Origin of the sequence: Bradyrhizobium sp. LA6.8 (genome assembly GCF_040547935.1) — a bacterium.
Taxonomy (GTDB): domain Bacteria; phylum Pseudomonadota; class Alphaproteobacteria; order Rhizobiales; family Xanthobacteraceae; genus Bradyrhizobium; species Bradyrhizobium barranii.
Genome location: NZ_JBEPQQ010000002.1, coordinates 69327 through 82191, shown reverse-complemented (window position 1 = coordinate 82191; position 12865 = coordinate 69327). Strand labels below are relative to the sequence as shown.

The 12865-nt window shown below is 64.9% G+C and carries 13 protein-coding genes and 1 tRNA gene; 3 read left to right on the top strand and 11 right to left on the bottom strand.

The genetic code is table 11. From position 1 onward, the window contains the following. Positions 1-57: 57 nt before the first annotated feature. Entirely contained in the window at positions 58-594 is a 537-nt protein-coding gene (ppa, locus tag ABIA90_RS07495; RefSeq protein WP_014490715.1) for an inorganic diphosphatase, read from the top strand. A 136-nt stretch (positions 595-730) separates the two neighbouring features. Here the strand turns inward: ppa and folD are convergent, their stop codons facing one another. From folD to ABIA90_RS07480, 3 genes are read right to left on the bottom strand one after another with little or no spacing between them, the layout of a single operon-like run. Beyond that, a complete protein-coding gene (gene folD, locus ABIA90_RS07490) occupies positions 731-1615 on the bottom strand; it encodes a bifunctional methylenetetrahydrofolate dehydrogenase/methenyltetrahydrofolate cyclohydrolase FolD (RefSeq protein ID WP_354118423.1) in 885 nt (294 codons plus the stop codon). A gap of 1 nt (position 1616) precedes the next feature. Then, positions 1617-1985: a DUF167 domain-containing protein gene (locus ABIA90_RS07485; protein WP_354118422.1), complete on the bottom strand. Its 369-nt coding sequence runs from the start codon at positions 1983-1985 to the stop codon at positions 1617-1619. 15 nt (positions 1986-2000) lie between these two features. Beyond that, positions 2001-2291: a YggT family protein gene (locus ABIA90_RS07480; protein ID WP_007598721.1), complete on the bottom strand. Its 291-nt coding sequence runs from the start codon at positions 2289-2291 to the stop codon at positions 2001-2003. A 184-nt stretch (positions 2292-2475) separates the two neighbouring features. Between ABIA90_RS07480 and ABIA90_RS07475 the strand changes: the two genes are divergently transcribed. Continuing rightward, positions 2476-2551 (top strand) — tRNA-Ala (locus ABIA90_RS07475). A 111-nt stretch (positions 2552-2662) separates the two neighbouring features. On the opposite strand, the gene ABIA90_RS07470 is transcribed toward ABIA90_RS07475, so the two are convergent. The 7 genes from ABIA90_RS07470 to ABIA90_RS07440 form a co-directional block, all read right to left on the bottom strand. Continuing rightward, positions 2663-3475: an enoyl-CoA hydratase gene (locus tag ABIA90_RS07470; protein ID WP_354118421.1), complete on the bottom strand. Its 813-nt coding sequence runs from the start codon at positions 3473-3475 to the stop codon at positions 2663-2665. Positions 3476-3600: 125 nt separating this feature from the next. Next, complete coding sequence (locus ABIA90_RS07465) at positions 3601-4395, bottom strand: glutamine amidotransferase (protein ID WP_354118420.1); 795 nt, start codon at positions 4393-4395, stop codon at positions 3601-3603. Between the two features lie 192 nt (positions 4396-4587). Next, positions 4588-5367 (bottom strand): SDR family NAD(P)-dependent oxidoreductase, encoded by a 780-nt coding sequence (locus ABIA90_RS07460; RefSeq protein WP_166105067.1) that lies wholly within the window; start codon positions 5365-5367, stop codon positions 4588-4590. A 232-nt stretch (positions 5368-5599) separates the two neighbouring features. Then, complete coding sequence (locus tag ABIA90_RS07455) at positions 5600-6088, bottom strand: tellurite resistance TerB family protein (RefSeq protein ID WP_354118419.1); 489 nt, start codon at positions 6086-6088, stop codon at positions 5600-5602. A gap of 340 nt (positions 6089-6428) precedes the next feature. Continuing rightward, positions 6429-7838 carry an adenylate/guanylate cyclase domain-containing protein gene (locus ABIA90_RS07450; RefSeq protein WP_354118418.1) on the bottom strand — a complete coding sequence of 470 codons (1410 nt, stop codon included), beginning with the start codon at positions 7836-7838 and terminating at the stop codon, positions 6429-6431. 51 nt (positions 7839-7889) lie between these two features. Beyond that, positions 7890-9257 carry a cytochrome P450 gene (locus ABIA90_RS07445; RefSeq protein WP_354118417.1) on the bottom strand — a complete coding sequence of 456 codons (1368 nt, stop codon included), beginning with the start codon at positions 9255-9257 and terminating at the stop codon, positions 7890-7892. Positions 9258-9291: 34 nt separating this feature from the next. Continuing rightward, entirely contained in the window at positions 9292-10662 is a 1371-nt protein-coding gene (locus tag ABIA90_RS07440) for a hydrolase (protein ID WP_354118416.1), read from the bottom strand. 148 nt (positions 10663-10810) lie between these two features. Here ABIA90_RS07440 and ABIA90_RS07435 point away from each other — a divergent pair, with 148 nt between their 5' ends. After that, positions 10811-12499 (top strand): MFS transporter, encoded by a 1689-nt coding sequence (locus ABIA90_RS07435; RefSeq protein WP_063980335.1) that lies wholly within the window; start codon positions 10811-10813, stop codon positions 12497-12499. Between the two features lie 103 nt (positions 12500-12602). Here ABIA90_RS07435 and ABIA90_RS07430 read toward each other — a convergent pair whose 3' ends face one another. After that, positions 12603-12818 carry a hypothetical protein gene (locus tag ABIA90_RS07430; RefSeq protein ID WP_063980334.1) on the bottom strand — a complete coding sequence of 72 codons (216 nt, stop codon included), beginning with the start codon at positions 12816-12818 and terminating at the stop codon, positions 12603-12605. Between the last annotated feature and the right edge of the window lie 47 nt (positions 12819-12865).

Genomic DNA, 12865 nt, shown 5'->3' with positions numbered 1-12865 from the left:
GACAGCGCCAAAATCGCTGCCGGGCGCGATTTAACCTCGGCAACAACGGAGCCTTGAATGCGTATCGATGCGGTCTCGATCGGAAAAAACGTACCCCACGACGTCAACGTCATCATCGAAGTCCCCGTGGGCGGCGAACCGATCAAATACGAGATGGACAAGGAAGCCGGCACGCTCGTTGTCGACCGCTTCCTCTACACGCCGATGCGTTACCCCGGTAACTACGGCTTCATCCCGCACACGCTGTCCGATGACGGTGATCCCTGCGACGTGCTGATCATCAATACCCGCGCCATCATCCCCGGCGCCGTCATGAGCGTGCGCCCGGTCGGCGTGCTGTTCATGGAAGACGAAGCCGGCGGCGACGAGAAGATTCTCGCTGTGCCGTCGTCGAAGCTGACGCAGCGCTACGACAAGGTGAAGTCGTACTCCGACCTGCCCGACATCACGCTGCAGCAGATCCAGCACTTCTTCGAGCACTACAAGGATCTCGAGAAGGGCAAGTGGGTGAAGATTCTGCGCTGGGGCGGCCCGGAAGACGCGCAGAAGCTGATCCTCGAAGGCATCGAGCGCGAGAAGAAGAAAAAGGCGTAAGATTGCGTGTCCCGGACGCGGTGCATCACGAAGTGACGCGCCGCAGAGCCGGGACCGATGGTGCCACTTGCAATGGGCCCCGGCTCTGCAGCGCATCGTTGCACGCTGCGCTGCGTCCGGGGCGCGAGACCTGGAGTTAAACCGCCGGCTTCGGCAGCCCGGCGATCGCGCAAGCCGCGCGCAGCGTATTTACCAACAGGCAGGCGACCGTCATCTGGCCAACGCCACCCGGCACCGGCGTGATCGCGCCGGCAACGGCGAGCGCTTCCTGATAGGCGACATCGCCGACGAGGCGCGTCTTGCCATCGTCCTTCGGGATGCGGTTGATGCCGATGTCGATCACGGTCGCGCCCGGCTTCAGCCAGTCACCACGTACCATCTCGGGCTTGCCGACCGCGGCATAGACGAGGTCGGCTCGCTTCACGAGCCCGGGCAGATCGCGCGAGCGCGAATGCGCGATGGTCACCGTGGCGTTCTCGTTGAGCAGCAATTGCACCAGCGGACGGCCGACCAGATTGGAGCGGCCGATGACGATGGCATTCATGCCTTCGAGCGAGCCGTGGACGCTCTTGGTCAGGATGATCGAACCGAGCGGCGTGCAGGGCGACAGCGCTTCAAAGCCGCCGGCGAGCCGGCCGGCATTGTTCGGATGCAGGCCGTCGACATCCTTGGCGGGATCGATGGCGTTGATCACGGCCTCGGTGTTCAGGCCCTTCGGCAGCGGCAGTTGCACCAGAATGCCGTGCACGGCCGGATCGCGGTTGAGTTTTGCGACGACGGCCAGCAGATCGGCCTGCGACACGTCGGCCGGCAGCTTGTGCTCGAACGAGGCCATTCCGGCCGCCTGGGTCTGGGTGTGCTTGGAGCGGACATAGACCTCGCTGGCGGGGTCGTTGCCGACCAGAATCACCGCGAGGCCCGGCACCAGATTGTGCTCGCGCTTGACGCGGGCAACCTCGTCAGCGACGCGCGCGCGGAGTTCCGCAGCGATGACTTTTCCATCGATGATCTTGGCCGTCATGTCAGTTCCCTTGGTCTGTCGGTTTGGCGTCTGCCGATCTGGCTTGGGCAAGCTTGCGCAGGGCTTCGCCGAGCCGCGCCGGATCGCCGTCGACCGCGATCTGCTTCAGCCGCGAGGTGGCACCGGATAGCAGCTTTACACTGGCCTTGGGGACGCCGAGCGATTTCGCCAATAGCACCAGAACGGCCTTGTTGGCCTCGCCGCCATCGGCGATCGCGCGCACCCGCACCTTGAGCACGCTGCGGCCATCAGCCAATTGCTCGATCCCGTCGATGTCGTCGCGGCCGCCGCGCGGCGTCACCCGCAGCGCGATGCTGATTCCCGCGGCCGAATAGCGCCAGGGTTCCTTGAAGGCCTGTTTCGCAATCAAGGCGCTCCCGCCTGCTTAGATCACGTTCGGGTAGATGTAATACAGGATCACCCGCTCGATGAACATGATGAGCAGGATCAGGATGATCGGCGAGATATCGAGGCCGCCGAGGCTGGGCAGGAAATTGCGAATCGGCGCCAGCACCGGCTCGGTGATCCGGTACAGGAACTCCGCCACCGCCGAAACGAACTGGTTGCGGGTGTTCACGACGTTGAAAGCGATCAGCCAGGACAGGATCGCGGAGGCGATCAGCAGCCAGACGTAGAGGTCGAGCACGATGATGACGATGTCGAGAACGGCACGCATTGAAGACTCTGGCTTTCGGTCGGGATTGACGCTTTTTGCTAGATATCGGTTCCCCCCGGCCCAAACAAGGGAAGTCGGTGCCGGGGATGGTTAAAACCGGGTCACACCCGTCCTTGACTTGACCTTGGCGGGGACTTAAATGGCGCCCGGTTGTCGGCCGCATTCACCAGAGCGGCCGCCAAACGGGGCCATAGCTCAGCTGGGAGAGCGCGTCGTTCGCAATGACGAGGTCGGCGGTTCGATCCCGCCTGGCTCCACCACGCTTCGCCCTTCGGGCTACGCGTGGCGCAGCCACGAGGAGCCCGAAGGGTGAAGCGTGGTGTCCGGCGAAGCCCGCAGGGCGAAGACGGACCGCCCCTGAAAAATCCCCCCTACTTCCCCGTAAACCTCGGCGGCCGCTTCTCCATGAAGCTCGCCACCCCCTCCCGGAAATCGCTGCCGTTCAGCGCGACCATCATCTCGCGGTTGGCCTCGATCGTGGCCTCCGCCAGCGTCTGGAACGGCACCTCGTAGAGCTGGCGCTTGATCACGGCCATCGCGCTCGGGGAAACCATGTCGGCGAGGTCGCGCGCATAGGCGTAGGTCTCCTCGCGCAGCTTCTCGGGCGAGCAGAGCCGGTTCACCAGGCCGATCCGCAGCGCCTCGTCGCTCGACACGCGCCGGGCCGAGAGCAGCAGATCCATCGCATTGGCGTGGCCGACGATGCGCGGCAGCATCCAGGACATGCCATGCTCGGCGATCAGTCCGCGCCGCGCGAACGCTGTCGTGAACACGGTATTGTCGGCGGCAAAGCGCAGGTCGCAATAAAGCGCGTGGACGAGGCCGATGCCGGCGGTCGCACCGTTGAGCATGGCGATGACGGGCTTTCCGATCGACGGATAGAAGCCGTAACGCGTCTGCCAGTCCGGCCGGCGATTCATGTCGAAGGCCGGCAGGTTCGAGGCACGCCTGACGTCGTTGGGGTCGAGCCCCTTCAGCGCATCCATGTCGGCGCCGGCGCAGAAGGCGCGGCCCGCGCCGGTGAGCACGATGACGCGGACATCGTCATCGGCGCTCGATGCTTCCATCGCATGACGCACGTCGCGCTCCATCGTCGGCGTCCACGCATTCATGCGATCAGGGCGATTGAGCGTGATGGTCGCGACCTTGTCGCTCACCTCATAGAGAATGTGTTCGTAGGCCATGACGCTCTCCCTGTGTCTGCCGGCACGCGTTCGCGCGCGCTCGTTAGGAACGAGCCTAGCATATCCAACGGTGAGGCAAGAGCTTGCGCCAAGGCCTTGCGCGAAGGCCTTGCGCACAGGCGCGATCACTCGGCGGCTTGCGCCAGCACCTGCCGGCGCGCCAGCCAGCCATCGATGAAATGATCGAGCCAGGCCCGTTCCGCAACGTCGTAGACGGCACGGTCCGCGAAATGATGATGCCGCTCGCGCGCGCCAGGCGCGCTGAGGCCGTCATAGCCGCGCGTGGTCCAGCAATGCATCATCGCGCAGGTCACGTCAGGATGAAACTGCACCCCGAAAGCGTTGCCGGTGCGGAACGCCTGGATCGGAAAATCATCGCCTTCCGCAAGCAGCTCAGTGCCGACGGGCAGTTCAAATCCTTCGCGATGCCAGTGATAGACCTGTGCCGGCCAATTCGGGCAGAGCGCCTGGCCCGCGGCGGTCGGGCGGATCGGATAGTAGCCGATCTGGGTCAGTGCCTGCGCATGCGGTGCGACGCGGGCCCCCAGCTGCATCGCCAGCATCTGCGCGCCGAGGCAGATACCAAGGAACGACCGCTGTTCGCGGAGCGGAATTTCGATCCAGTCGATCTCGCGGCGGATGTAGTCGTCGGGATCGTTGGCGCTCATCGGACCGCCGAAGAAAACAGCACCGGCATGCTGATCGAGCGTGTCGGGCAGGGGATCGCCGAAGCGGGGACGGCGAATGTCGAGACGATGGCCGAGCGCGCGCAGCGCATTGCCGACGCGGCCGGGTGTCGAGGATTCCTGATGCAGGATGATCAGAACCGGCAACCGGGCTTCGGAGGCGACGGCGCTCGGCGTCCTTCTGGGGAAGGGCACCAATTCTGCGCCACCAAACCTGTCCGTCCGGAACGACATGGCCTCTGCGAGTGCTATCGGTTCAGGCCGCCAGCATAGCTAAGCGGTAGTTAACATCGTGTGAGTTCGCGCACACGCGTCCCGATATTGAAGCAAGCTCCGGGCCATTACGGAGCTTTGAGCTTTCTTCAAAGCGTTTTCGAGCGAAGTGGATACCGGTTCGCGTGAAGAAAACGCGTCAAGACAAGAAATCTAGTGCCTCTGCCTCTGGAACCGGCTGGTGGCGGACAGGATGAAGCCGCGCGGGAAGAAACGCAGCGCGAACGGCACGATCTTGATGCCGAGACCAGGCAGCACTGCCCGTTTGTTGGCCATCAGGCCGCGATAAGCTTGTTGCGCAACTTCGGCGGCAGACACGTTGAGAAGAGCCGTATCATGCCCAGCCCCGACGCCGGCGCGCGCCTGGAATTCGGTGGGCACCGGACCCGGGCAAAGTACGGTGACGCGAACGCCGCGCGGCGCGAGCTCCGCCCGCAGGGCCTCGGTGAGGGAAATCACATAGGCCTTGGACGCGTAGTACACGGCCATGCCGGGGCCGGGCAGAAAGCCCGCGACCGATCCGACATTGAGAAGACCGCCCTTGTTCCTGATCAGCTGATCGGCAAAGCGCAGCGACAGATCCGTCAGAGCCCGGACGTTGACATCGACGATGCCGACCTGCTCGACGCGGTCGCGCTCGATCGCATCGCCGAACACGCCGAAGCCGGCATTGTTGACGAGATGGTCGAGCTCGACGTCTTCGGCGGCAAGCGCGGCGGCGATCTTGTCACCCGCATCCGCCTCCTGCAGGTCGCAGGCGATCACGATCGGCTTCTTGCCGCCCTTGGCGGCGAGCTCGTTCGCAAGCGCCTCCAGCCGGTCCGCGCGTCGCGCCGTCAGCGCGAGGCGATGCCCGTTGGCGGCGAACACACGCGCCAGCTCCGTGCCGATGCCCGCCGACGCACCGGTGATCAACGTTACCCGCTCAGTCACGATCGAAGTCTCTTGAATTGAAGTTTTTTGGCCCCCGCAATGGCGGAACGAGAGCATAGGCCGAGCGCGACAGGCAAGCGTCACCGGCAGCATGGCTGCTTGAGCGGGCAACAGGGAAGCACGAAAACCACGGATTTTACGGGGAAATCCGGGATTAGGGTGGTCGACGGGGGTATATTAAAGTTTCGTCATGTGGTCAGCACAACCGCCGATAATACCGCGTCGAGACGGCTCAACCCCCGACGGCACCGTCCTTGACCTGACCACCGGCGCGATTTGCGACCGCATGCTTGAGGTCGATCCGGTCGCGCTGGGCGATCCCTAGCAGGTCGGAGGCGCGCCAGACGACGTTATCCTCGAACTCGGAGACCTGGCCATCGGCATAGACCAGCTCCCACATCATCTGGACGATGCGCTTGCGGCCCTCTTCGTCGAGCGAGCGCATGATGACACTGGTGAAGTGATAGAGGTCGACGGCCTCGCCCTCGACCTGGGTGGCGTCCGCGATCAGGCGGTCGGCGGTACCGCGATCCAGCCCGAAATGGCTTTCGATCAGGCTGTGCAGCTTGCGCTGCTCGTTTGCCGTCGGCTGGCCGTCCAGCGAGACCACGTGAACCAGCAGCGCGGTCGCCGCAAGCCGGTAATCGCTATCGCCGAATGCGCGATCCCCGGCATGAGGGGCGACAATATCGGCGATGAATTGGCGCAGGCCGTCGAGCATAGGATCCTACCGAAATCGATGAAGCCGCGGGAATGCGGCCGCCACCAGCATTATATGAGCGGGAAACTCGACCGCCGCAACGTGCGTCAGCTCCGCGCGGGCATTACCTTTCAGCAATCTGGACGAGCTGGTTACCGTCATGACCGGGCTAGTCCCGGCCATCCACGCGCCACAGCGAAGCAAGACGTGGATGCCCGGGACTAGCCCGGGCATGACGACAGAGAGTGTGGCACGCACCTGTCTCCACATCGTCATTGCGAGCGCAGCGAAGCAATCCAGACTGCCTCACTGGAAAGACTCCGGATGCTCGCTAAGCTCGCAATGATCGGGAGTGCCGTCCTCACGGTATCTCGTACACCACCATCTTGTCGGCGATGCCGCGCAGGGCCGCCTGCTTCTGGATCGGCTTGATCGCGCGCTGCTCGAGCACCTCGGCGACTGCGGGCGCATCGAGCACGGGGCCCGTGATGTGGATCTCCCGCGCTGTCGACAGGCTCTGGACGCGGGCGGCGATGTTGACGGTCTGGCCGAAATAATCCTGGCGTTCGTTGAGCATCACCGCAAGACACGGGCCTTCATGGATGCCGATCTTGACGATGAGATCGTCGGTGCCGCGCTGCCTGTTAAGCTCGTCCATCGCGGCCCGCATCCGCAGGCCCGCGACGATGGCGTGCTCCGGGCGGACGAAGGTCGCCATCACGGCGTCGCCAATCGTCTTCACCACCGCGCCCTTCTCGGACGAGATGATCTCGAGCAGCGCATGGAAATGCGCGCGCACGAGATCAAAGGCGGCGAGATCGCCGACGCGTTCGTAGAGCGCGGTCGAGCCCTTCAAATCGGTGAACAGGAATGTCAGCGACGTGATCTGGAGCCGCTGGTCGAGGCTGAGATTGTCCGCCTTGAAGACATCACGAAACGTCTGGTTCGACAGCATGCGCTTGGCGGTGAGGAACGGCTTGCGCTTGCCTATGAGATGATGGAGCGCCTCGGCCGCGATGAACACCGACGGCAACACGCGCACGCCGGCCTGGTTCTCCAGCGACAGCCGCAGCGGACCCGGCCGCATGGTCGTCGTCCCCGTCGGAGCCTGCACCTTGTTGTACATGATCGCGAACTGCTGACGCTCCTTGGTCGGCTCGCCCTGGACATCGATGAAATGGGCGGCGTGCGTCACCGGCTCGAAGATGATGATGAAGTCGCCCGGCAGTTGTAGCGACATGGTCGCTTTCTCGCCTGCAGGGAGCTCGAGCGTATCGAGCGTCACCTCGTTGGCGAGCGTCGCGAAGGACTCCTTGTTGAAGTCGACGCCGGAACTCCAGAACACCTGCTTGAAATATTCCCACACCGGAAGCGTATCGGGATCGTGCGCCGCGATGCGCCGCACGCGCGGATTCACGGTGAAGGAGACCTCGACCTGATCGTCGACCGACGCCTTGTAGCCGCAGGCGCAGAGCGCGCAGTGATAATCGTCCGGCTTGAGCGCCTTCAGCGTCGAATGGGCGCCCAGCACGCCGCCGCAGCCCGGACAGAGCACGTTCCAGCCGAGATCGAACAGTCCAAGTCGCGCCGCATGCAGGAAGGTGGAGATCGTGTGCTCTTCGTCGAGGCCATGATGCCTGGAGAAATCGAGGACATTGACGCGGTTGAGCTCGTGATCCTCGCCGTCCTCGATGAGGCGCGCAATCGCGTCGACCACCTTGGCATCGGCGGTCTGCTTCAGAACGGAAAACTGGGCCTGGATGTCGCTCATGGCGGAGGCTCTATCTGGGGTGGATCGCGCCATCGGGCAGACGAATGTCTGTCACCGACGCGTGATGCGGAACAAAGGTGAGTGGTCCGGCTGGGTCGTCACGACGCCGAGCGGGATCACCGGGACCCTGTCGGCAAGCTCGATACGGAACGCGCCGATCAACCGGGCCAGCGCCAGCACGGATTCGGCTTGCGCGAACGGCGCGCCGATGCAGACGCGCGGACCCGCGCCGAACGGCAGGTAAGCGAAACGGTCGGGCGCCTCCTTCGACATGAAGCGCTTTGGAATGAAGGCGTTCGGCTGATCCCACAGCTTCTCATGCCGATGCAGCAGCCAGGGCGCGATCATGATGATGTCGCCCTTGCCGATCTCGACGCCGGCCGCATTATCCTTCTCGCGCGCGGCACGCGCGACCAGGAAGGCCGGCGGATAGAGCCGCATGGTCTCCTCGATCACCGCGCGGGTGAACTTCTGGCGATCGATGTCGGCCATGCTGTCGAGATGCTCGCCGTGGGTCTCGGAGGCAACTTCCTGCTGCGTCTCCGGATCGAGCGCGAGCAGATAGAGCGCCCAGAACAGCGCCGTCGCCGTGGTCTCGTGACCCGCCAGGATCATGGTCGCGACCTCGTCGACGAGTTGCGCGTCCGAAAAGCCCTTGCCGGTCTCGGGATCGCGCGCCGCGTCCATGAGATCGAACAGGTCGCGCGGCGGCGCGCCGTCCTTCTTGCCCATCGTGCGGCGCTCGGCGATCAGCATCGCGACGAATTCGGTCCAGCGCTTGCGGAAGCGCGCGCGGGCAAAATCCATCGGGGTCGGCCAGGACACCGGCAGCAGCATGTCGAGGAAATAGGGCCGCCCCAGCCGCGCGCCGTATTCCATGACGAAGTTGCGCAAGGTCGGGCCGTGACGGTCCATGCCGAACGAGAACATCGTGCGCCCTGCGATCTCCAGCGTCATGCGCTGCATCGTCTCGCGCAGATCGACCGGCTCGCTTGTTCGCGCATCGAGCTTTATGATGGTCTCGTCGAGCACCGCGGTCATGTGCGGGACGAGATTTGCGGTCGCACGCGGCGTGAAGGCCGGCGCGAGCGTACGGCGCTGATGCGCCCAGGCGTGGCCTTCCGCGATCAGAACTCCTTCGCCGAGCACCGGACGCAGCATGCGGATCCCCGCCGGCGTGCGCGTGTAGTTTTCATAATTGCTGAGCAGGACATGCCGAATTGCATTCGGCTGATTCAGAATGAAGCTGTTGTGGAGGAAAAAGCGGCCCTTGATGACCTCTTCTTCGTAGGCACGCTGCCCCCAGGTCGCGATCATGTTCTGCTTGAGGACCGCGACCCGGCCGAGAAACGACATGTCGTCGGGCGCACGCGGCGGGGTCGGAGGGATGATGGGCCGACGCACACTGGCGATGTTCATGGCTCTCTCCCGCAGATGTGACCCAGGCCAATAGCTAGTAAGTCAGCTCGGCAATCGCAATCCTGTTCTCGGAGGCGGGCCAGGTACGCGCCACAATTCGTTCTTCGCCGAACTGGGCCACAACGTTACGCCCGGCCTCCGCGGCCGGGAGCCGCAAGGTTGCTGCCGAATCCGTGGGCACACCCGGCTTGACGTCGGCTGGCTCCTTGCCGTCGAGCAGCACCACGTCCCGCGGCAGGCCGAAATAGCCGCGCGGGCGTGACATGATCACGACGGCGCCGGCATCCTTGTCCGCCGGCCCGAGCGGGCGCGCGGCACGCAGATGCACGATATCGGACGAGCGCGCGAACGGCGTGCGGTAGATATGCGTCGTCGGCGCGTCCGGCGACGTCAGGGCGAATTCGAGGAACCAGGAAGGCTCGACCTGCGCCGGACCCCAGCGGCCGTCGGCGCCGGTCTTCGCGCTGTGCACCGCGCCGCCTTTGCGCTCCCCGGTATCAGGATCGACGCGGAAGACATCGACGGTTGCACCCGCCACCGGGCGATTGGTCGACACGCCGCCTGGCGTACCGGTCACAAGGCCGCTCAACCTGACGCTCTGCTCCGGCACAATCGCGATGCGCGCGGGCTCGCGGCCGGCAATGAATTTGTAGATCTCGCGGAAGGCACGCGGGTGAAACGCCACTTCGCGATGGTCGAGCGCGACGAGCACGAGATTGGTGGCGCCCGTCAACTCCGGCCCTTCGACGGTAACGCCGGTCGGCGTGCCGGGCTTGCCGATGAAGCGGCCGTCGGCTTGCGCGTACTTGTCCATGCCATCGCTGCGCAGGGTGAGGAAGGCCGTGCCCGGCGTCACCTCGCTCTCGCCCTCATTCAGGCCGCGCAGAAATGTACCGCGGCCATTGAATTCGTTGTTCGGCTGGTCGTCGGTCGCGAACACGCCGTGATTGGGCGTGCCGCACAGCACGGCATGGCTGACATCGCCGGCACCGCCGTTCCTGATGACGTTGCGAATGGCGTAGCCACCGCGCGAACTGCCGACCAGCGCCACGCGGGCCGCGCCGGTGCGGCGCTTCAATTCCGCGATGGCCGCCGCGAGCTCGCGGCGCTGGTCCCCGGTCGAGGAGCGGCCCGCCTGCTCGACCTTGTCGTCGCTGCGCGCCAGCGGATCCGTGAAATTGATCGCCATCATGCGATCGCGCGCGACGCCGTTGGATTCCATCCGCCAAAGCGTCGTCATCCAGACCGCGTCGTATTCACCATTGCCGTGGACGAACAGGATCGGCGGCACCTCGGCATTCTGAGCCGTGGGCGCGGTCTGCGCCAGCGCGCCTGTCCGCAAGCTCGCAACCGCGAAAGGCAAGCTGCCTGCCCCCAGCAGGATCGACCGTCGCGACAGCTTCATATGTTTCTCCGGAAAAACCATGTCTTTGTGCCGCTTATAGCGGCCTAACCACTGGACAGCGAAGGACTTTCGCAGGCATCACTGGACTTGCCGGAATCACCCAAAGACCATTCCAAGACCACTTCTGCCAGCCCATATGGAAGGGGATATGACCGAGCAGCCGAACCGTCAGAAATTCGCCGGCGACGGCATCGCCGCACCCCTGCGGTACACCGTGTTCCGGCGCATCTGGCTCGCCAGCCTGCTCTCCAATCTTGGCCTCTTGATCCAGGGCGTGGGCGCGGCCTGGGCGATGACGCAGATGGCGGCCTCGGCCGACAAGGTGGCGCTGGTGCAGACCGCGCTGATGCTGCCGATCATGCTGATCTCGATGCCGGCCGGCGCCATCGCCGACATGTATGACCGCCGCATCGTGACTTTGATTTCGCTCGCGATCGCGCTGATCGGCGCGACTGCGCTGACGGTGCTGGCCTGGCTCAAGCTGATCACCCCGGAAACGCTGCTCGTGTTCTGCTTCGTGGTGGGCAGCGGCAATGCGCTGTTCGGGCCGGCGTGGCAATCCTCGGTCAGCGAGCAGGTCCCGCCCGAATCACTGCCGTCAGCCGTCGCACTGAACGGCATCAGCTACAATATTGCACGCAGCTTCGGTCCCGCGGTCGGCGGCGTCATCGTCGCCTCGCTCGGCGCGGTGGCCGCCTTTGCCTGCAACGCGATCCTCTATCTGCCGCTGCTGGTGGTGCTGCTGCTCTGGCGGCGCAACACCGAGCCCTCGCGCCTGCCGCGGGAGAAGCTCAACCGCGCGATGGTCTCGGGCTTCCGCTACATCACCAATTCGCCGCCGATCAAGATCGTGCTGTTGCGCACGCTGGTGATGGGCCTGATCGGCGGCGCCATCATGGCCCTGATGCCGCTGATTGCGCGCGACCTGCTGCATGGCGGCGCGCAGACCTACGGCATCATGCTGGGTGCCTTCGGCATGGGCGCCGTCGTCGGCGCGCTCAACATCCATGAACTGCGCAAGCGCATGAGCGGCGAGGCCGCGATCCGCGCCTGCACCATCTCGATGGCATTCGCGATGGCCGCGCTTGCCGTGAGCACGGAGCCGGTCTTGACGGCGGCGGCGCTTGTGCTCGCCGGTGCGGTCTGGATGGCGGCCGTCGCGCTGTTCAACATCGGCGTGCAGCTCTCGGCGCCGCGCTGGGTCGCGGGCCGTTCGCTCGCGGCGTTCCAGGCCTCGATATCCGGCGGCATCGCGATCGGCGCCTGGGGCTGGGGCCATCTCACCGATTATGCCGGCGTCGAGGTCGCGCTGCTGACGGCCGCCAGCCTGATGCTGATCTCGCCGGTGCTGGGCATTTGGCTGGCGATGCCGCGCGTCGGCGCCCGCAACGAGGACGCGGACGTGCTCGCCGATCCGGAAGTCAAACTGTCGCTCACGGCGCGCAGCGGGCCGCTGGTGGTCGAGATCGAATACAGGGTGTCCCAGGAGAACGCGCGCGCCTTCCACAACGTGATGCAGGACGTGCAGCTCTCCCGGCAGCGCAACGGCGCCTATGGCTGGTCGATCGCGCGCGACATCGCCGACCCCGAATTGTGGACCGAGCGCTACCACTGCCCGACCTGGCTCGATTACTTGCGCCAGCGCAACCGCTCGACACAGTCCGAACGCGCGTTGCATCAGCAGGCGATCGATTTCCACATCGGCCCCGATCCGGTGCGGATCCGCCGCATGCTGGAGCGTCCATTCGGCTCGGTGCGCTGGAAGGAAGAGACGCCGGATCGTGCCGGCGCCGAGGTGCTGCCGGTGGTCGCGAGCGCGGCGGGAAGCAGCACGTAGATTCTCTCGGAAGGTAGCCCGGATGGCGCGAAGCGCAATCCGGGACGATCTCACCGCGCGGGCAGACCCCGGATTTCGCTCATCCGGGCTGCGACGGCACGTCTTACTGCCCGTGATCCGTCAGCACCTTGTCGCAGGCTTTGCTGAGGCGGGTGCGGTTCTGCTTGAGGCAAGCGAGCACTGCGCCATCGCCATTGTTCATCACGGCACGGCAGAAGCGCGTCACATCGCGCGCGCAGGCATCGTGGCCGGGCTGCTGTTGCGCTGAGGCGCTCGATGCGCACAGAATCAAAGAAACAATGAAAAGAAATCTGGTCATCGCGTAATGCCTCTACCCCAAGGATGTGCGGGCGAAGCTAGTGCGAC

Bases quoted from the DNA above. Each gene is read 5' to 3' on its own strand.
- ABIA90_RS07465 (WP_354118420.1), bottom strand. From the start codon at position 4,395: ATGTCGTTCCGGACGGACAGGTTTGGTGGCGCAGAATTGGTGCCCTTC.
- ABIA90_RS07480 (WP_007598721.1), bottom strand. From the start codon at position 2,291: ATGCGTGCCGTTCTCGACATCGTCATCATCGTGCTCGACCTCTACGTC.
- ABIA90_RS07440 (WP_354118416.1), bottom strand. From the start codon at position 10,662: ATGAAGCTGTCGCGACGGTCGATCCTGCTGGGGGCAGGCAGCTTGCCT.
- folD (WP_354118423.1), bottom strand. From the start codon at position 1,615: ATGACGGCCAAGATCATCGATGGAAAAGTCATCGCTGCGGAACTCCGC.
- ABIA90_RS07455 (WP_354118419.1), bottom strand. From the start codon at position 6,088: ATGCTCGACGGCCTGCGCCAATTCATCGCCGATATTGTCGCCCCTCAT.
- ABIA90_RS07450 (WP_354118418.1), bottom strand. From the start codon at position 7,838: ATGAGCGACATCCAGGCCCAGTTTTCCGTTCTGAAGCAGACCGCCGAT.
- ABIA90_RS07430 (WP_063980334.1), bottom strand. From the start codon at position 12,818: ATGACCAGATTTCTTTTCATTGTTTCTTTGATTCTGTGCGCATCGAGC.
- ABIA90_RS07435 (WP_063980335.1), top strand. From the start codon at position 10,811: ATGACCGAGCAGCCGAACCGTCAGAAATTCGCCGGCGACGGCATCGCC.
- ABIA90_RS07445 (WP_354118417.1), bottom strand. From the start codon at position 9,257: ATGAACATCGCCAGTGTGCGTCGGCCCATCATCCCTCCGACCCCGCCG.
- ppa (WP_014490715.1), top strand. From the start codon at position 58: ATGCGTATCGATGCGGTCTCGATCGGAAAAAACGTACCCCACGACGTC.
- ABIA90_RS07470 (WP_354118421.1), bottom strand. From the start codon at position 3,475: ATGGCCTACGAACACATTCTCTATGAGGTGAGCGACAAGGTCGCGACC.